The organism is Lysinibacillus sphaericus, from assembly GCF_001629735.1.
Lineage (GTDB): Bacteria > Bacillota > Bacilli > Bacillales_A > Planococcaceae > Lysinibacillus > Lysinibacillus pinottii.
The window spans coordinates 4,060,058-4,079,525 of sequence record NZ_CP015224.1 but is presented as its reverse complement, the minus strand read 5'-3'; the positions used below and the strand labels follow the sequence as shown (position 1 = coordinate 4,079,525).

Below are 19,468 nucleotides of genomic sequence, written 5' to 3'. Positions count from 1 at the left end.
ATGTGATGGCTAAGTTAATCCTCAGTTTTTCCTAAATGATAGCTCAACACGTTGTACAAACGTGACAGTTCTGTTCCTTTCGGAGACAGCCCCAGCATGAGGTTTTCAAGTCCCCTCACACTTCGGCAATATTTCCTTTCAGCTAATCTCTTCAATGCTTGTCATTTCAATTAGCTTACTTATAAATATCGCGACCTCTACCTCAATACAAACATGAGGCATATAATTATTAAATTTATGATGTTTACTATATTAACATAAGACCTAAGACATTTCAATATAACTATAAAAGTTCTGTATTTTGTGAATTTTCCACTATTTTTAATAGTGTGATAAAGTGTTATAGTAGTTCAATTAGAATGGTTATAACAGGGGGAATTATTTTGAATTTAAATGATCATTCCTCCAGCTTCCCAAGTAGAAAAATTAGCTGGAAGGGAACAACTTTATTATTAGTTTTTGGCGTAATATTTATAGCATCTACATTACGCATGCCACTAACTGTTGTGGGTCCAATTGTATCCTTTATACGCGACGACCTTGGTATTTCCAATGTTCTAGCCGGGTTTCTTACAACTATACCATTGCTTGCTTTTGCCATCATATCACCGTTCGCACCAGTTGTAGCACGAAAACTTGGTCTTGAGCTAACCTTATTTTTATCCACTATTTTATTGGCCTTAGGTATTGTACTACGCTCCCTCGGTACAACAGGGTTACTTGTATTTGGTACAGTGCTCATTGGCGTAGCAATATCATTTGGAAATGTGTTGATTCCAGGATTATTAAAATTAAAATTTCCTTATCATGTAGGATTATTGATGGCATTTTTCACTATGTCGATGAACTTAACAGCGGGGCTTGGAGCTGGTATTAGTTATCCAATAGCTAATTCTTCACTAGGTTGGCAAGGGGCATTGGCTGTGGCGCTTATATTAGTCGTATTAACCATTTTAATCTGGATACCTCAATTGAAATTAAATAAGCCAAAACCAGCTACTACCTCCAAAAAAACAGGTAAACCTCTTTGGAAATCACCTGTTACATGGGCAGTAACAGGTGCAATGGGGTTACAATCTTTATTATTTTATACAACAGCAGCTTGGATTCCTGAAATTTATATTGCGCAGGGATTGGCTCCTGATAAAGCTGGTTGGATGTTTTCTATTATGCAATTTTCACAAGTTCCCATGGCATTGGTTGTCCCTATTATTGCCGGTAAAATGACTTCACAGAGACCACTTGTCCTCATGTTTACATCGTTCTATTTAGTAGGATTTGTCGGCGTTGTGATGGAGTGGACAACTATGGGGATATTATGGATGATTCTTCTAGGTTTAGCAGGTGGGGCTTCATTCGCATTAGCAATGATGTTCTTCACACTCCGTACGCGTACAGCATTTGAAGCCGCTGATCTATCAGGATTTGCACAATCATTAGGCTATTTATTCGCTGCCATTGGTCCAATTCTTTTCGGATACCTCCATGATCTGTTTGGTGGTTGGAATATTGCAGGTTGGCTCTTTGTTGTTGTAGCTATGACACTCTTCTTATGCTCCATGCGAGCATCTAAAGATGAATATGTCCATTAGATTTAAGCAGATGGGGAAGCTGAACCATCTGCTTTTTGTCTATATCAATTCCTTTTTTCTAATGTTTTAGTAAGGCTAGTAGTTCCGAAAGTTCCTCTGTTGCGCTCTTGATATATGCCTTAATAGTAGTAAAAACAGGGATCGCCTCTTGAAGGAGTAAAAAACTAAAATAATAATAGCCTAAAAAAGCTTCTGGCTCATAACCTCTAGGCGGATCTCCCTCCCACTCCAGCTCATCATCATCTTCATTTTCTATCCATAAATATTTCGTATCCAATAGCTCCTGCATCGTTGAAACGTTATGTGTTGAATCTTGATAATCCTCAGTTATTGCATGAGCCACAGCTAAATAAAGCTTTATTTCTGCTAAGGAGACTTCCTCTACATTTTTACTTGAGAGCTTTTTTAAAAGAATAAGTAAAATCCATGGCGTCACCTGCCAAAGTGTTCCTTGATGTTCGATTAATTCTGTCAGCTCTTGATATTGTTCTTGTTCAATTAAACGAGGAATGTCTGTTCCTCTGCCATAAGGTGTCGTCAATTGTTGCCAAGGGATATTCGAAATATTTTGGTTCAACATCTTGAATTGCCCCTCCCCCAAAACGGTACTTAGAAGCTGTTGGTTTTAAAACAACTCCTTTCAAGTTAATAACATGGTTTTTGATAAAAATAATTGGGCGTATGATAAGTATTTATATAAGGTTTATGGAATATATGAGTGGTCGCAGGGGAAAGTGGTGGGATTAACCATGTCCAGTTACCCGTAATTTCTCGCCCTGCCGATTTCTCAGCTTCCTCAAATAATTTAAACTGCTGAGCAGCAGTATGATGATCTACAATGCTCACACCGTCCTCTTTAAAAGAATGAAGAACAGCAATATTGAGCTCCACTAATGCACGATCACGCCATAGAGAGGCTTGTTTAGTAGTATCCAAATTAAATATGTCCGCAATAGCTGGCAGCATATTATAGCGGTCATGATCGGCTAAATTGCGTGCACCAATTTCAGTTCCCATATACCAGCCATTAAATGGAGCCGCTTGAAAATCAATGCCAGCCATTTGAAAACGCATACTCGAAATAATAGGAACAGCATACCATTTTAACTCTAATTCCTCCACAGCTTCCGATTCTGGATGACGTATTGGAACCTCTAAAATATACTCTGTAGGAATTGTAAATAGCTGTGGAGCATGTCCATCTACCTGTATGACTAGTGGTAACACATCAAAGGGTGTACGCTCGCCTTTCCAGCCCATCGATTCACATACTTTTGTAAAAGTGATAGAATGTGCATCCCCAATGATGCCTTCTTCTGTTTCATAGCCTGCGTAACGAATTAGCTGATGATTCCAAATCCGTACTCTATCATTTGCAAACACTGTTATAGTTGGACGGATTTTCCCCTGATTTGTGGCATACTCTATATGCTCTAGTAACTTTTGAAAAATGCTCTGTTCATCTAAAACTTCTCTTGCATCTACTACATGCAACGATTGCCAAAACAACCGTCCAATACATTTATTGCTATTACGCCAGGCAGCCCGTGCACCAAAAACTAGCTCTTCTGTTGTAGGCTTATATTCCCCTGCTCTTTTAATCTGTTGTAATCTATGTTCTAACCAAAGTTCGGATTCATTTTGTTCTTGCTGGTATTGATTTAAAAAACATTGTATCTCCTGTATATTCATATTGATTCCTCCACTTATCCCCATATTAGAGGAACAAGGCAATAAGCACCATGAAAATAGCTAGTGAAAAAACATACATATTTCATATATGAAATAGTTTGTTCAAATTTAACATGAAACAATGTTCCCGTAGTGATTGAAATGGAATTGTAACGCTTCCTATAGCAAGCCTATAGAAAGAGAGGGATTATTAGAAGGAAAGGATTTAGACCTAACATTAAAAAGCAACTAAACGTAGCTTTGATGTCTGTTATGAAGAATATAAAAAAAGCATGTAACACACAACTGTGCTACATGCTTGATGACCCGTACGGGATTCGAACCCGTGTTACCGCCGTGAAAGGGCGGTGTCTTAACCACTTGACCAACGGGCCGTGGCTCCGAAGGCAGGACTCGAACCTGCGACAACCTGATTAACAGTCAGGTGCTACTACCAACTGAGCTACTTCGGAATAATGATGGGCCTAAATGGACTCGAACCATCGACCTCACGCTTATCAGGCGTGCGCTCTAACCAGCTGAGCTATAGGCCCATTTTGGAGCGGGTGATGAGAATCGAACTCACGACATCAGCTTGGAAGGCTGAGGTTTTACCATTAAACTACACCCGCAAATAATGGTGGGTCAGGACGGAATCGAACCGCCGACACTTAGAGCTTCAATCTAATGCTCTACCAACTGAGCTACTGACCCGAAATGGAGGAGGTAGAGGGATTCGAACCCCCGCGCGGTGTTACCCGCCTGTCGGTTTTCAAGACCGATCCCTTCAGCCAGACTTGGGTATACCTCCAAAAATATTAAAATGGTGGAGCCTAGCGGGATCGAACCGCTGACCTCCTGCGTGCAAGGCAGGCGCTCTCCCAGCTGAGCTAAGGCCCCATTTATAAATGGTCGGAATGACAGGATTCGAACCTACGACCCCTTGGTCCCAAACCAAGTGCTCTACCAAGCTGAGCTACATTCCGATAACATGAATAAATTGGCGCGCCCGACAGGAGTCGAACCCATAACCTTCTGATCCGTAGTCAGACGCTCTATCCAATTGAGCTACGGGCGCAAAAATAATAAATACTGATGAGCCATGAAGGACTCGAACCTTCGACCCTCTGATTAAAAGTCAGATGCTCTACCAACTGAGCTAATGGCTCGTAAAAGAAAAAATGGCTGGGGTACTAGGATTCGAACCTAGGCATGACGGAATCAAAATCCGTTGCCTTACCGCTTGGCTATACCCCAATTTTAAAATGGGGCGACTGATGGGAATCGAACCCACGAATGTCGGAACCACAATCCGATGCGTTAACCACTTCGCCACAACCGCCACTATATAATAACAGCCATATATGAACGAGTACCTCAATACCTGGCAGGGGCAGTAGGAATCGAACCCACACCAAAGGTTTTGGAGACCTCTATTCTACCGTTGAACTATGCCCCTAAAATGGTGGAGGGGGACGGATTCGAACCGCCGAACCCTAAGGAGCGGATTTACAGTCCGCCGCGTTTAGCCACTTCGCTACCCCTCCAAGGGAATGGTGCCGGCGATAGGAGTCGAACCCACGACCTACTGATTACAAGTCAGTTGCTCTACCAACTGAGCTACACCGGCAATAAAAAAATGGCGGTCCCGACCGGGATCGAACCGGCGATCTCCTGCGTGACAGGCAGGCATGTTAACCGCTACACCACGGGACCAAAATGGTGGAGGATGACGGGCTCGAACCGCCGACCCCCTGCTTGTAAGGCAGGTGCTCTCCCAACTGAGCTAATCCTCCATAAAAAATAAGCGAAGCGACGTCCTACTCTCACAGGGGGAAGCCCCCAACTACCATCGGCGCTAAAGAGCTTAACTTCCGTGTTCGGTATGGGAACGGGTGTGACCTCTTTGCCATCATCACTTCACTTATTCAATTGAAAGCTTGTTCTTTCAAAACTGGATAAACGGTTCATTGAATGCTTCAAACTTTTTGGTTAAGTCCTCGATCGATTAGTATTCGTCAGCTCCATGTGTCACCACACTTCCACCTCGAACCTATCTACCTCATCGTCTTTGAGGGATCTTACTTACTTGCGTAATGGGAAATCTCATCTTGAGGGGGGCTTCATGCTTAGATGCTTTCAGCACTTATCCCGTCCACACATAGCTACCCAGCGATGCCTTTGGCAAGACAACTGGTACACCAGCGGTGTGTCCATCCCGGTCCTCTCGTACTAAGGACAGCTCCTCTCAAATTTCCTACGCCCACGACGGATAGGGACCGAACTGTCTCACGACGTTCTGAACCCAGCTCGCGTACCGCTTTAATGGGCGAACAGCCCAACCCTTGGGACCGACTACAGCCCCAGGATGCGATGAGCCGACATCGAGGTGCCAAACCTCCCCGTCGATGTGGACTCTTGGGGGAGATAAGCCTGTTATCCCCGGGGTAGCTTTTATCCGTTGAGCGATGGCCCTTCCATGCGGAACCACCGGATCACTAAGCCCGTCTTTCGACCCTGCTCGACTTGTAGGTCTCGCAGTCAAGCTCCCTTGTGCCTTTACACTCTACGAATGATTTCCAACCATTCTGAGGGAACCTTTGGGCGCCTCCGTTACCTTTTAGGAGGCGACCGCCCCAGTCAAACTGTCCGCCTGACACTGTCTCCTGCCCCGCTAAGGGGCATGGGTTAGAATTTCAATACAACCAGGGTAGTATCCCACCGACGCCTCCTTCGAAGCTGGCGCTCCGAGATCTCTGGCTCCTACCTATCCTGTACAAGTTGTACCAAAATTCAATATCAGGCTACAGTAAAGCTCCACGGGGTCTTTCCGTCCTGTCGCGGGTAACCTGCATCTTCACAGGTACTATAATTTCACCGAGTCTCTCGTTGAGACAGTGCCCAGATCGTTACGCCTTTCGTGCGGGTCGGAACTTACCCGACAAGGAATTTCGCTACCTTAGGACCGTTATAGTTACGGCCGCCGTTTACTGGGGCTTCAATTCGCAGCTTCGCTTGCGCTAACCACTCCTCTTAACCTTCCAGCACCGGGCAGGCGTCAGCCCCTATACGTCACCTTACGGTTTTGCAGAGACCTGTGTTTTTGCTAAACAGTCGCCTGGGCCTATTCACTGCGGCTCTCATGCGCTTGCACGCTCAAGAGCACCCCTTCTCCCGAAGTTACGGGGTCATTTTGCCGAGTTCCTTAACGAGAGTTCTCTCGCACACCTTAGGATTCTCTCCTCGACTACCTGTGTCGGTTTGCGGTACGGGCACCTCTCACCTCGATAGAGGCTTTTCTTGGCAGTGTGAAATCAGGAACTTCGTCCATACGGACTCGCCATCACAGCTCAACGTTACAGTGTGCGGATTTGCCTACACACACGCCTTACTGCTTGGACGCGCATAACCAACAGCGCGCTTACCCTATCCTACTGCGTCCCCCCATTTCTCAAACGGTGAGGAGGTGGTACAGGAATATCAACCTGTTGTCCATCGCCTACGCCTATCGGCCTCGGCTTAGGTCCCGACTAACCCTGAGCGGACGAGCCTTCCTCAGGAAACCTTAGTCATACGGTGGACGGGATTCTCACCCGTCTTTCGCTACTCATACCGGCATTCTCACTTCTAAGCGCTCCACCAGTCCTTCCGGTCTGACTTCAACGCACTTAGAACGCTCTCCTACCACTGACATCGTAGATGTCAATCCACAGCTTCGGTGAATCGTTTAGCCCCGATACATTTTCGGCGCAGCGTCACTCGACCAGTGAGCTATTACGCACTCTTTAAATGATGGCTGCTTCTAAGCCAACATCCTGGTTGTCTGTGCAACGCCACATCCTTTTCCACTTAACGATTACTTTGGGACCTTAGCTGGTGGTCTGGGCTGTTTCCCTTTTGACTACGGATCTTATCACTCGCAGTCTGACTCCCGTGTATAAATATCTGGCATTCGGAGTTTGTCTGAATTCGGTAAACCGGGATGGCCCCCTAGTCCAAACAGTGCTCTACCTCCAGTATTCTCATCACGAGGCTAGCCCTAAAGCTATTTCGGAGAGAACCAGCTATCTCCAAGTTCGATTGGAATTTCTCCGCTACCCACACCTCATCCCCGCACTTTTCAACGTGCGTGGGTTCGGGCCTCCAGTAAGTGTTACCTTACCTTCACCCTGGACATGGGTAGATCACCTGGTTTCGGGTCTACGACCACGTACTATTTCGCCCTATTCAGACTCGCTTTCGCTGCGGCTCCGCCTTCTAAAGCTTAACCTCGCACGTAATCGTAACTCGCCGGTTCATTCTACAAAAGGCACGCTATCACCCATTAACGGGCTCTAACTACTTGTAGGCACACGGTTTCAGGATCTCTTTCACTCCCCTTCCGGGGTGCTTTTCACCTTTCCCTCACGGTACTGGTTCACTATCGGTCACTAGGTAGTATTTAGCCTTGGGAGATGGTCCTCCCGGATTCCGACGGAATTTCACGTGTTCCGCCGTACTCAGGATCCACTCAGGAGAGAACGAACTTTCGACTACAGGGCTTTTACCTGCTCTGGCGGACCTTTCCAAGTCGCTTCATCTAACTCGCTCTTTTGTAACTCCGTATTGAGTGTCCTACAACCCCAAGAGGCAAGCCTCTTGGTTTGGGCTCTTCCCGTTTCGCTCGCCGCTACTCAGGGAATCGATTTTTCTTTCTCTTCCTCCAGGTACTTAGATGTTTCAGTTCCCTGGGTCTGCCTTCAAGACGCTATGTATTCACGTCAAGATACTACGCGATTAAACGTAGTGGGTTCCCCCATTCGGAAATCTCCGGATCAAAGCTCACTTACAGCTCCCCGAAGCATATCGGTGTTAGTGCCGTCCTTCTTCGGCTCCTAGTGCCAAGGCATTCGCCGTGCGCCCTTAATAACTTAACCTATCAGCTTTCCATACACTTCACATTTCGTTGTCAGCCTCACTCGTTCAATCAGTCACGTACTGAAGTACGCTCCTTCATTTACTCGATTGCTTCCTAGAACTGCTCGTGTCTGAAAACCTTATCATGTTATTAAGCCTATAAAAAACTTAAAAAATAAATGTGTTTGTTACAATTTCAATGTCGTTTTATCCAGTTTTCAAAGAACAAGTTTTGAAGTATTTCATTCAGAAAGAATGAACCTTCAAAACTGAACGCAAAACGTAATCTTACAAACCCAAGGTTTGTATTCCGAAAATATCCTTAGAAAGGAGGTGATCCAGCCGCACCTTCCGATACGGCTACCTTGTTACGACTTCACCCCAATCATCTATCCCACCTTCGGCGGCTGGCTCCAAAAGGTTACCTCACCGACTTCGGGTGTTACAAACTCTCGTGGTGTGACGGGCGGTGTGTACAAGGCCCGGGAACGTATTCACCGCGGCATGCTGATCCGCGATTACTAGCGATTCCGGCTTCATGTAGGCGAGTTGCAGCCTACAATCCGAACTGAGAACGACTTTATCGGATTAGCTCCCTCTCGCGAGTTGGCAACCGTTTGTATCGTCCATTGTAGCACGTGTGTAGCCCAGGTCATAAGGGGCATGATGATTTGACGTCATCCCCACCTTCCTCCGGTTTGTCACCGGCAGTCACCTTAGAGTGCCCAACTAAATGATGGCAACTAAGATCAAGGGTTGCGCTCGTTGCGGGACTTAACCCAACATCTCACGACACGAGCTGACGACAACCATGCACCACCTGTCACCGTTGCCCCCGAAGGGGAAACCATATCTCTACAGTGGTCAACGGGATGTCAAGACCTGGTAAGGTTCTTCGCGTTGCTTCGAATTAAACCACATGCTCCACCGCTTGTGCGGGCCCCCGTCAATTCCTTTGAGTTTCAGTCTTGCGACCGTACTCCCCAGGCGGAGTGCTTAATGCGTTAGCTGCAGCACTAAGGGGCGGAAACCCCCTAACACTTAGCACTCATCGTTTACGGCGTGGACTACCAGGGTATCTAATCCTGTTTGCTCCCCACGCTTTCGCGCCTCAGTGTCAGTTACAGACCAGATAGTCGCCTTCGCCACTGGTGTTCCTCCAAATCTCTACGCATTTCACCGCTACACTTGGAATTCCACTATCCTCTTCTGCACTCAAGTCTCCCAGTTTCCAATGACCCTCCACGGTTGAGCCGTGGGCTTTCACATCAGACTTAAGAAACCACCTGCGCGCGCTTTACGCCCAATAATTCCGGACAACGCTTGCCACCTACGTATTACCGCGGCTGCTGGCACGTAGTTAGCCGTGGCTTTCTAATAAGGTACCGTCAAGGTACAGCCAGTTACTACTGTACTTGTTCTTCCCTTACAACAGAGTTTTACGAACCGAAATCCTTCTTCACTCACGCGGCGTTGCTCCATCAGGCTTTCGCCCATTGTGGAAGATTCCCTACTGCTGCCTCCCGTAGGAGTCTGGGCCGTGTCTCAGTCCCAGTGTGGCCGATCACCCTCTCAGGTCGGCTACGCATCGTCGCCTTGGTGAGCCGTTACCTCACCAACTAGCTAATGCGCCGCGGGCCCATCCTATAGCGACAGCCGAAACCGTCTTTCAATATTTCACCATGAGGTGAAACAGATTATTCGGTATTAGCCCCGGTTTCCCGGAGTTATCCCAAACTATAAGGTAGGTTGCCCACGTGTTACTCACCCGTCCGCCGCTAACGTCAAAGGAGCAAGCTCCTTCTCTGTTCGCTCGACTTGCATGTATTAGGCACGCCGCCAGCGTTCGTCCTGAGCCAGGATCAAACTCTCCATAAAAGAAATTTGATTAGCTCAAATTGTTTTGCTGGCATCATTTTGATGTCCAAAATTTTGTTTCGTTCACTAGTAAATCTAGCTACTTAAAACTTTATTGATTACGTTTTGCTTGTTCAGTTTTCAAGGTTCATGTTTTGCTTTGTTTTAGCGTGTCACCGTGGCGACTTGTATAATACTACACCCATATTTTTAAAAGGTCAACACTTTTTCAAAAAAAACTTTAAGTTTTTTCTCGACATTGCATTACTTCCTATATTAATAATCAAAATAAAACTTTGACTACAAATAATATTTTCACCCTTAACGTCTATGTTATACCACTAATTAAAATATAATTTTATCATATCTTTCTAGAAAAATTTAATAGATTTTTTGTAAGAAGGAAAAATATATAACCAATCCTTCATTGTATAATGAGCGGATGCTTTCAGTGCGAAAGCAAGACAGTAGCAACAAACCAAAGGAAGCAGCGACCACATTCAAAGCTTAACGCTTAATAGAAACAACGGCTGTACTTGATTTCATTGTAAAAAATGACGATGGACAAACTCAAAATTTTGAATTGGTCCATCGTTGTAAAATAAGTTTTACAATGGGAAAAAGAATGGAATAGCTATCATCATGACAATAAACATAACAATTTGTAATGGTATCCCTATTCTTACAAAGTCCATAAATTTATAGCCACCGGCAGTCATTACTAGGGCATTAGTTGGGGATGCAATTGGTGTTGCAAACGCCATACTTGCAGCTACTGCTACTGCAATCATAAATGTTGTAGGATTAACCTCCATTGCTATTGCAGCACTCATAGCAATCGGTGCAAACAATACAGCCGTCGCCGTATTACTAATAAATTGTCCAAAGACAGCTGTTAAAATATAAACACCTATAAGCACACCATAGGGACCATAGTCACCAAGAACTTTAATAATCCCGTCCGATAATATAGCCATGCCTCCTGTCTTTTCTAAAGCTGTCGCCATAGGTAGCATGGCTGCCACTAGCACTATACTTTCAAAATTCATATTGCTATACGCATCTTCCATGTTACGTAAGCAACCCGTTAATATCATTAAAACGGCACCAATCATAACAGAAATAACAGCAGGGAAAATTTCGAATGCCATTAATATAATCATAAACAGCATAATAATACCCGCAATACCAGCTTTTCCTGTAGCTGCTGCTACACTTGCGTGTTCTTTTGGCTGACCGACAACCACAACATCTTGGGTCTCTCTTGCTAATAAAAGAATTTCATCCCAAGCTCCCTGCACTAAAATAGCATCTCCAAATTTCAACTTATGCGAAACCATGTCTTGGAGTTTATAACCACCTTTACGATTAATACCAATTATATTTAGGTTGTATTTTTCTCTAAACCCTAACGAGCTAACCGTTTCATTGATAAAGCTGGAATTTGGCGTGAGCAGTACCTCTGCAATACCGAGATGCTTGGAAATCAATTCATCAGCTTCCCCTTCCACTAATCCTTGCATTTCGAGGTGATAATCCTCAACAAAGTGACGAATATCCTCTTCTTCTCCTTGAACATACAGCTCGTCCTTTGCGTGAATTACACTTGTTGGACCAGCCATTTCTTGATACGTCATAGGTAGTAAGTTGATGCCTTCTTGTGACTTTCGGTGAATTTTCATCATACAGAGCGTGTACTTAGCTGGTAGCTTTAACTCTGCTAACGACGTTTCTATAATAGGAGAATCTTCAGGAACAGAGATTTTAAATAGTCGATTATTTAAATCATATTGCTTAATGATTTTCTTCGGTGAAAGCTTATAGCCCTCATTTGTTTGTGTACGATGTTGATCTTTTGGTAATAAAATATTGCGCACAAGCACTAGATAGGTAATTCCTGCAATCATACCCACTATACCAATTGGTGTTATCTCAAAAAATCCAAGCTTGTTATAGCCTCTATCCACCAATAGCTGACTGACAATTAAATTAGTTGGGGAGGCAATCAATGTCATAAGACCGGATAGACTAGCTACGTATGAGAGTGGCAATAAAAATTTAGAAGGGCTAATTTTCATACTAATTGCCATACTCACTACTATTGGCATCATTAATGCTACTGTACCAGTATTACTCATAAAGGCACCAACAGACCCTACAATGATGAGCAGTAATATAAATAATTTCAACTCACTATTGCCCGACCATTTAAGTAATAACTGCCCCGCCATTCCCGCAAGACCCGTACGTAAAATTCCTGCACCCACGACAAAAAGCCCTGCAATCATTAAAACTACAGAGTTCGAAAATCCAGCTAATGCCTCTGTGGGCGTTAGAATATCTGCAATAATAAATGCTAAAAGTGACACAATCGCTACAAGATCTGCTCGTATTTTATTGGTCACAAATGCAAAAATTGTTGCACCTAAAATAAGAAATGTTAACGTAAGCTGCACATTCATGAATTCCTTTCTAACATTAATTATTAAATTTATTGACAAAAAAGTCGTCACCTTTGCTATTTCTATTATAGCTTACGAAGGCTAAAAATAGTAAAAGTCACCATCTTTTCAAAATTAAAATAAGTGTGGCATGTAACCACACTTTTATTTTTGATATAAATGATGTTCTTTAATATAGTCATAACAAGCATTAGGCAAAAGATATCTCGGCTCTCCACCCATTGCAAATTCTTCACGAATATAGGTAGAGCTAATTTCCATGGCTAAGCCCTTATCAATAAGATGAAATCTCCCATCATCATTATTTCTTAAAATCGGGGATCGGCTAATGGTAGACAACATATCAATCCCATGCCTTGCCATAACAATGAATTTATTTTCAGCAACTAATGCGTCACCCTTTTTCCATAATCCTGCACCAATGTCTACTAACAAATCTGCACCCATAATAAAGTGGATTTCATCTTCTGGATTTTTTTCTCTAAAGTATTTCATTGTGTCATACGTGTAAATATTCCAGCCCTCTTGATCCATCTCATAGGAATCCGCCACAAAACGATCATCCTTAGCAATTGCTAAATGTAGCATATTCCACCGATGTATATCTTCTGTTTTTATGGTTTTATCTTTACGCTTATTTGAACAGGGTAAAAATATGACCTTATCTAATTTACAACGGTGTGCAACCGTGCTAGCAGTCCAAAGATGAACATTGGTAATAGGATCAAAGGATGAACCATAAACACCTATTCTCGCCATCATATCTTCCTCCCGTCATTTTCTATCTAGTATCCATCTTTTTTCGAAATTTTTTCTTTTATATCGTGAATGATGGCCCTCTTGTGATCCCAGCAAGCCTTACTTAAATCAACTGGATACTCTTCTGGGTTCATCGTTCGTTTGTACTCACACCATAACAATTTTAAATTTTCCTTTGCATATGCTTGTGTCTCTTGAATAGTGGGTTCCTCATATACTACTTTCCCATTTTCTACAATGCTTTTGTGCAACTCAATCGCTGTAAAATTCGTCACAAATTTGCTTATATACGTATGAACAGGGTGGAACATCTTTAACCGGTCTGTTTGCAGGACATTCTCCTCATCAAGGGCAATATAGTCACCTTCAGCATGACCATTCTCATTATTAACAATACGATAGACTCGTTTACGCCCTGGAGTCGTCACCTTTTCTGGATTCGCAGAGATTTTTATCGTATCGACCATTTCCCCATTTTCATTTTCAATAGAGACTAACTTGTAAACCCCACCTAGTGCCGCTTGATCATAGGCCGTAATTAGCTTTGTGCCGATTCCCCAAGCATCAATTTTCGCCCCTTGAGATTTTAAATGCATAATAGTATATTCGTCTAAATCATTGGATGCCATAATTTTTGTTTTCTTAAAGCCTGCATCATCTAGCATTTTCCTTGCCACTTTTGATAAATAGGCTAAATCACCACTGTCTAAACGGATACCAATAAAATTAATTTGATCGCCCAATTCCTTCGCTACTTTAATGGCATTTGGAACACCTGAACGTAACGTATCATAAGTATCCACTAAGAATACACAGTCTTTATGTGCAGCTGCATATTTTTTAAACGCCATATACTCATCTCTGTAGGTTTGAATCATTGCATGCGCGTGCGTTCCCGAAACTGGAATACCAAATAACTTGCCTGCGCGTACATTACTTGTTGCAGAAAAGCCACCGATATAAGCAGCACGAGTTCCCCAAATAGCCGCATCAAATTCGTGAGCACGACGGGTACCAAACTCCATCACAACATCTTCACCCGTCACTTCTTTAATACGCGAAGCTTTTGTCGCGATTAGCGTTTGGTAATTAATAATATTCAGCAAAGGCGTTTCAATTAATTGTGCTTCAGCCAACGGTGCCTCGATTCGCAGAATAGGTTCATTGGCAAAAACCAGCTCCCCTTCTCTCATACCCCTTATAGTTCCTGTAAACTTTAGCTTCTGGAGATAGTGGAGAAATTCCTCTGGATATTTCCCTTCTTCTCGCAAATAATCTATATCACTTTGAGAAAACCCAAACTTGTTAATAAACTCCATTACTTTTTTTAAGCCAGCGAATATCGCATAACCATTACCAAATGGAAGTTTTCTAAAATATAGCTCAAAAACAGCCTTTCGTTGATGAACAGCGTCCTTCCAGTAAGTCTGAACCATATTAATTTGATATAAATCGGTGTGTAACATGAAACTATCATCTGCGTATTTCACTTCATTTCCCTCCATTTCTTAATATCAAATAACAGAGGCACCTAGTGTCTGCTCGAAATGACTTAAAGCCCACTCATGTCCTGCTTGATTAAAGGATGCGACAGCGTTTTTATGAATGACAAGATCAAATCCTTTATTATAAGCATCCATAGCTGTATGAAGAACACAGATATCTGTGCAAACTCCAATTAAATGAAGCTCTGTAATTCCCCTTTCACGTAATTTCAACTCCAAATCTGTCCCTGCGAATGCCGAGTAGCGAGTTTTATCTAGAAAATAAACATATTCTAGCTCTTTATTAGCTTCATACAATGGTTTTAAAGCACCATATAAATCCCGCCCTTTTGTATAACGAAGATTATGTGGAGGAAATAACTTTGTTTCAGGATGATAAAGATCTTCTTTTTCATGAACATCTATAGCGAAAACCGTAAACTCTTTATTTGATATAAATTCATTTGTTAAATTTACAATCGCTTGTTCAAGCTGTTGTCCTGGCTCTCCACAGGTTAGAGCTCCATCAGTCGCAACAAAATCAACTGTGTAATCAATATTAATTAATGCTCTCTTTTTCATCGTTTTATCACTCCATTTTTTAATTAGTAATACCTAAATTACAAATTACTATTTTTAAAATAATCAGGAAAGACGTATCTTTCCTAATGGTAAATCGATTCTACCACTTCAAAATCATTAAAGGTATACAGCTGCGAAGGCCTAAACGAATTACGCTTTGTTTTCTTCGGCTTTCCTTCCGCATCCACAACTTTTTCGATAAAAGGTAATTTAGGTGCTTTTGTAAAAAATACAGAATCATTAGCGATTCGTGGATCTTCTTCAACTGTCAGTAGTACCCGTTGTAACTCTGATAAGGTAAACTCTTGCGGTAAAAAATTTTTAGCAACTGTTGTTTGCACCATATCTCTTTTAATAAATTCGAGGGCATCTGCAATGATGTTACGATGATCAAAGGCTAGCTGAAGTGTAAATACATTTTCAATATCAAATAACTCTACATCATCAGCATCATCATTTGCTTGTCGCTGCTCCATATACACCTCAGGAACAATCGCATAAAAAGCATTTGAAATCATCCAACCACGAGGATCTCGATCAATATCATCGTAAACACCAAAGTGCTGAACATGTAACCCTTCTACATTCGTCTCTTCTTTTAATTCTCTTTTTGCTGCAATATACGCTGATTCTTTTTGATGAGCATCAACAAACCCACCTGGAAGCGCCCATTTTCCACCTTCAATATTGGCATTGCCATCAGCATCTTTAGTAGCACGCTTAATTAGCATAATTTTAAGTGTCATGTTTGGCGGCGCCTTTTCTTCCGTTTTCTCCGAAGTAATCGTAAAAATTGCGATATCTGCTGTGTATCCATCAGGCGTTTTATATTTTGAAGAATCGTAATGCGCTAGCATTTCTTCTTCCGTACGAAATTTTGACATCTGATAACCCCTTTATTCACTACAAGGTTTGAGTAATTTGTAATTAACGAATTACTATTTAACTGAATTATACTCCTTCACTTTAAAAAATGCAAGCTTTTATTCAGTCCGCCATAAAGCCTATTATGGTCAGATTTTTTCAATTTAGATAAAAAAGCATAAATAAAGCTTTGATGCCTTATTTATGCCCATTTACTTTATTGTTCTTTCAGCAAAATGCCATTTTGTACAACAACTTGCCCATTTTTAATCACTGTATTTGTATGGTTCATGCCATAGAAGTATTGTAACTGCTTATAATTAGCAACATCTAAAATAATAACATCAGCTTTTTTATCAACTTCAAGGGAACCTATTTGTTCGCCTCGATTCAATGCATATGCCGCATTAATTGTTGTTGCCGTTAGTACCTCCTCTAGTGTCATTCCCATATGCATGCAAGCTAAATTCATAATAAATGGTAGACTCATAGTCGGAGACGATCCTGGGTTAAAGTCCGTTGAAATGGCTACAGGTACCCCTTCATCAATCATTAGACGCCCTCTTGCAAACGGTGCACGTAAAAAGAAAGCAGTTCCTGGCAGCAAGACAGCAATTGTACCTGCTTCAGCCATTTTTTGAATACCTTCATCAGAAGCAACTAACAAATGCTCTGCCGAAATGGCTCCGACTTCCGCAGCAAGTTCAGCACCTTTATAAGGCTCAATTTCATCGGCATGTATTTTCGGTGTTAGTCCAAGGGCTTTGCCAGCCTCTAAAATACGCTTAGATTGTTCTGGTGTAAAGACACCTTTTTCACAAAATACATCATTAAATTCAGCCAGTTCTTGCTCTGCAACTTTGGGTAGCATATCAAGAATAACCAATTCCACAAACTCATCCTCACGCCCTTTATAGTCGCGAGGCACTGCATGTGCACCCATAAAAGTACTAATAACATCCACATCATGTGTTGCTTGTAACTTTTTCGCTACTTCAAGTTGCTTCTTCTCAGTCTCCCAATCCAATCCATAGCCTGATTTGGCTTCAACGGTTGTGACTCCATGCTTTAAAAATGTATCTAAGTGCTGCCTTGTTTTTTCATACAGATCATCAAAGCTAGTATCTCGTGTAAGCTTTGTTGTGGCGTGGATGCCGCCACCCGCATTCATAATTTCCATATAGGTAGAACCATTGAGTCGCATATTAAACTCTTCTTCACGGGTTCCTCCATGTACGAGATGCGTATGACAGTCCACTAATCCTGGCATAACGACCTTACCTGAAGCATCAATTATTTTTGCTTTCTTTACTAGTTCAGGAAAATCTACCTCTAGCTGCTCAAAAGCACCTACAGCAACAATTCGATCTTCTTCAATAAGAATACTACCATTTTCCACTATAGCTATTTCTCGCATTTTCTCCTTTGTGCGAGGTCCTCGTACATTACTCATTAATGTAATCACTTCATTGGCATTTTTGATTAAGATGGTCACTTTACATCATCCTTTAGCATTGGTATATGCACACCTTTGTTTTTAGCTGTCTGAATAGCAATGTCATAGCCGGCATCTGCATGACGAGCTACACCCATACCAGGGTCCGAAATTAACACGCGAGCAATTTTATCCGCTGCTAGCTCCGATCCGTCCGCTACTAGCACTTGCCCGGCATGCTGTGAATAGCCCATACCTACGCCACCTCCATGGTGAACACTTACCCAGCTGGCGCCGCTTGCTGTATTAACTAGCGCATTTAAAATCGGCCAATCCGATACTGCATCTGAACCATCCAACATGCCTTCTGTTTCACGATTTGGGGATGCCACTGAACCTGAATCCAGATGATCACGACCAAAAACAATTGGAGCTGATAACTCACCATTCGCTACCATTTCATTTACTTTTAATGCAAAGCGATGACGGTCACCATAGCCTAACCAACAAATACGAGCTGGTAAACCTTGCCATTTAACCATTTTTTGAGCCATATTGATCCAATTAACAAGACCTTCATCTTCTGCGAACATCTCTTTTGCAAGTGCATCCGTTTTATAAATATCCTCAGGGTCCCCCGAAAGCGCAGCCCAGCGGAATGGCCCTTTTCCTTCACAGAACAGCGGGCGAATATAGGCTGGTACGAAGCCTGGGAAATCAAAGGCATTGGTTACACCCATTTCTTTAGCATAGGCGCGAATATTATTGCCATAATCAAATACTTCTGCACCCGCCTCTTGGAATTCTAGCATTGTACGAACATGCTCTGCCATAGTTTCCTTAGCTCTTCGTTCATATGTTTTTACATCTGATTTACGAAGTGCTAAAGCTTCCTCAAATGTCATGTTATTTGGTATATAGCCATTAATCGGGTCATGTGCAGAAGTTTGGTCTGTGACAAAGTCTGGAATGATCCCTCTATTCAACAGTTCACGATTAACGTCTGCACAATTTCCAACAAGGCCAATCGATGCTGGCTCTTTTTGGTCACGTAATTTGTTTACTAATGCAACCGCTTCATCCACAGTTTCTACAAGATAATCACAATAGCCTTCTTTTATTTTACGTTCAATGCGGGCACGCTCTACTTCTACAACTAGGATGACTGCGCCAGCCATTTTCCCCGCTAGAGGTTGTGCACCGCTCATTCCCCCCATACCACCTGTAAGGATAAATTTACCGCGTAAATCTGCAGAGCCAAATACTTTTTTCCCTGCTTCTACGAAGGATAAATAAGTGCCTTGTAAAATACCTTGTGCACCGATATAAATCCAACTACCGGCAGTCATTTGACCATACATCATTAAATCTCGATCTTCTAATTCATAGAAATGGTCCCAATTAGCCCACGCTGGTACAAGATTGGAATTGGCAATTAAAACACGGGGAGAATGTTCATGTGTACGAAATACAGCTACCGGCTTCCCTGATTGGATCAATAAAGTCTCATCATTCTCTAATTTCTTTAATGAAGCAATTATTTGCTCATAACTTTCCCAATTACGAGCTGCCTTTCCAATACCTCCGTAAACAATCAGCTCATCTGGATTCTCCGCTACCTCAGGATCAAGATTGTTCATTAGCATACGCATTGCTGCTTCCTGTGTCCACCCTTTACAAGTTAGTTGGTTTCCACGTGGTGCACGAATACTTGTTTTAAATACCATAAAAAAACCCTCCTTTAAAATGATAAAAACGTTAGTAGCATTCTATTAAACTGAATATTCAGATATATAAATGAATAATCACTTATAAAGCAGAGGCGACTTAAAAAACTAAGTCTTGCCTCAGCTCTTCCCACTTAAA

The 19,468-nt window shown here is 42.5% G+C and carries 10 protein-coding genes, 17 tRNA genes, 3 rRNA genes and 1 riboswitch; of the genes, 1 reads left to right on the top strand and 29 read right to left on the bottom strand.

Features of this window, described 5'->3' with window-relative positions; genetic code table 11:
* Positions 1-31 precede the first annotated feature (31 nt).
* A riboswitch (Lysine riboswitch) is annotated at positions 32-208 on the bottom strand.
* A 151-nt stretch (positions 209-359) separates the two neighbouring features.
* On the top strand, positions 360-1,592 hold the full coding sequence (locus A2J09_RS20085; protein WP_012292498.1) for a CynX/NimT family MFS transporter: 1,233 nt from the start codon (positions 360-362) through the stop codon (positions 1,590-1,592).
* Between the two features lie 58 nt (positions 1,593-1,650).
* Here the strand turns inward: A2J09_RS20085 and A2J09_RS20080 are convergent, their stop codons facing one another.
* The 29 genes from A2J09_RS20080 to hutU form a co-directional block, all read right to left on the bottom strand.
* Positions 1,651-2,172, bottom strand: a complete 522-nt coding sequence (locus tag A2J09_RS20080) for a hypothetical protein (protein ID WP_012292497.1) — start codon at positions 2,170-2,172, stop codon at positions 1,651-1,653.
* A gap of 65 nt (positions 2,173-2,237) precedes the next feature.
* Positions 2,238-3,284, bottom strand: coding sequence for a nitric oxide synthase oxygenase (locus A2J09_RS20075; RefSeq protein ID WP_031417689.1), 1,047 nt, complete (start codon positions 3,282-3,284; stop codon positions 2,238-2,240).
* Positions 3,285-3,586: 302 nt separating this feature from the next.
* Positions 3,587-3,658: transfer RNA gene (locus tag A2J09_RS20070), tRNA-Glu, on the bottom strand.
* Between the two features lies 1 nt (position 3,659).
* Positions 3,660-3,736 (bottom strand) — tRNA-Asn (locus A2J09_RS20065).
* Between the two features lie 7 nt (positions 3,737-3,743).
* Positions 3,744-3,817 (bottom strand) — tRNA-Ile (locus A2J09_RS20060).
* A 4-nt stretch (positions 3,818-3,821) separates the two neighbouring features.
* Positions 3,822-3,895: transfer RNA gene (locus A2J09_RS20055), tRNA-Gly, on the bottom strand.
* 6 nt (positions 3,896-3,901) lie between these two features.
* Positions 3,902-3,977 (bottom strand) — tRNA-Phe (locus A2J09_RS20050).
* A gap of 4 nt (positions 3,978-3,981) precedes the next feature.
* Positions 3,982-4,074, bottom strand: a tRNA-Ser gene (locus A2J09_RS20045).
* A gap of 13 nt (positions 4,075-4,087) precedes the next feature.
* Positions 4,088-4,163 (bottom strand) — tRNA-Ala (locus A2J09_RS20040).
* A 9-nt stretch (positions 4,164-4,172) separates the two neighbouring features.
* Positions 4,173-4,249: transfer RNA gene (locus A2J09_RS20035), tRNA-Pro, on the bottom strand.
* 15 nt (positions 4,250-4,264) lie between these two features.
* Positions 4,265-4,341 (bottom strand) — tRNA-Arg (locus A2J09_RS20030).
* Positions 4,342-4,359: 18 nt separating this feature from the next.
* Positions 4,360-4,432, bottom strand: a tRNA-Lys gene (locus tag A2J09_RS20025).
* A gap of 13 nt (positions 4,433-4,445) precedes the next feature.
* Positions 4,446-4,520 (bottom strand) — tRNA-Gln (locus A2J09_RS20020).
* Positions 4,521-4,529: 9 nt separating this feature from the next.
* Positions 4,530-4,605 (bottom strand) — tRNA-His (locus A2J09_RS20015).
* Positions 4,606-4,648: 43 nt separating this feature from the next.
* Positions 4,649-4,722: transfer RNA gene (locus tag A2J09_RS20010), tRNA-Trp, on the bottom strand.
* 4 nt (positions 4,723-4,726) lie between these two features.
* A tRNA-Tyr gene (locus A2J09_RS20005) sits at positions 4,727-4,810 on the bottom strand.
* Positions 4,811-4,817: 7 nt separating this feature from the next.
* A tRNA-Thr gene (locus tag A2J09_RS20000) sits at positions 4,818-4,893 on the bottom strand.
* 10 nt (positions 4,894-4,903) lie between these two features.
* Positions 4,904-4,979 (bottom strand) — tRNA-Asp (locus A2J09_RS19995).
* Positions 4,980-4,983: 4 nt separating this feature from the next.
* Positions 4,984-5,059, bottom strand: a tRNA-Val gene (locus A2J09_RS19990).
* Positions 5,060-5,070: 11 nt separating this feature from the next.
* A 5S ribosomal RNA gene (gene rrf / locus A2J09_RS19985) occupies positions 5,071-5,186 on the bottom strand.
* A gap of 65 nt (positions 5,187-5,251) precedes the next feature.
* A 23S ribosomal RNA gene (locus A2J09_RS19980) occupies positions 5,252-8,179 on the bottom strand.
* 306 nt (positions 8,180-8,485) lie between these two features.
* Positions 8,486-10,037 (bottom strand): 16S ribosomal RNA (locus tag A2J09_RS19975).
* The 16S, 23S and 5S rRNA genes sit together here with 17 tRNA genes alongside, the layout of an rRNA operon.
* 587 nt (positions 10,038-10,624) lie before the next feature.
* Positions 10,625-12,478 (bottom strand): SLC13 family permease, encoded by a 1,854-nt coding sequence (locus tag A2J09_RS19970; RefSeq protein ID WP_012292495.1) that lies wholly within the window; start codon positions 12,476-12,478, stop codon positions 10,625-10,627.
* Positions 12,479-12,622: 144 nt separating this feature from the next.
* Positions 12,623-13,237 (bottom strand): nicotinate-nucleotide adenylyltransferase, encoded by a 615-nt coding sequence (gene nadD / locus A2J09_RS19965; protein WP_031418133.1) that lies wholly within the window; start codon positions 13,235-13,237, stop codon positions 12,623-12,625.
* Positions 13,238-13,263: 26 nt separating this feature from the next.
* Entirely contained in the window at positions 13,264-14,742 is a 1,479-nt protein-coding gene (locus tag A2J09_RS19960) for a nicotinate phosphoribosyltransferase (protein WP_012292493.1), read from the bottom strand.
* A gap of 9 nt (positions 14,743-14,751) precedes the next feature.
* Complete coding sequence (locus A2J09_RS19955) at positions 14,752-15,303, bottom strand: cysteine hydrolase family protein (RefSeq protein WP_012292492.1); 552 nt, start codon at positions 15,301-15,303, stop codon at positions 14,752-14,754.
* A gap of 83 nt (positions 15,304-15,386) precedes the next feature.
* Entirely contained in the window at positions 15,387-16,187 is an 801-nt protein-coding gene (locus tag A2J09_RS19950) for an NUDIX domain-containing protein (protein WP_012292491.1), read from the bottom strand.
* A gap of 197 nt (positions 16,188-16,384) precedes the next feature.
* Complete coding sequence (hutI, locus tag A2J09_RS19945; RefSeq protein WP_206701070.1) at positions 16,385-17,620, bottom strand: imidazolonepropionase; 1,236 nt, start codon at positions 17,618-17,620, stop codon at positions 16,385-16,387.
* Between the two features lie 38 nt (positions 17,621-17,658).
* Positions 17,659-19,329 carry a urocanate hydratase gene (gene hutU / locus A2J09_RS19940; RefSeq protein ID WP_012292489.1) on the bottom strand — a complete coding sequence of 557 codons (1,671 nt, stop codon included), beginning with the start codon at positions 19,327-19,329 and terminating at the stop codon, positions 17,659-17,661.
* Positions 19,330-19,468 lie beyond the last annotated feature (139 nt).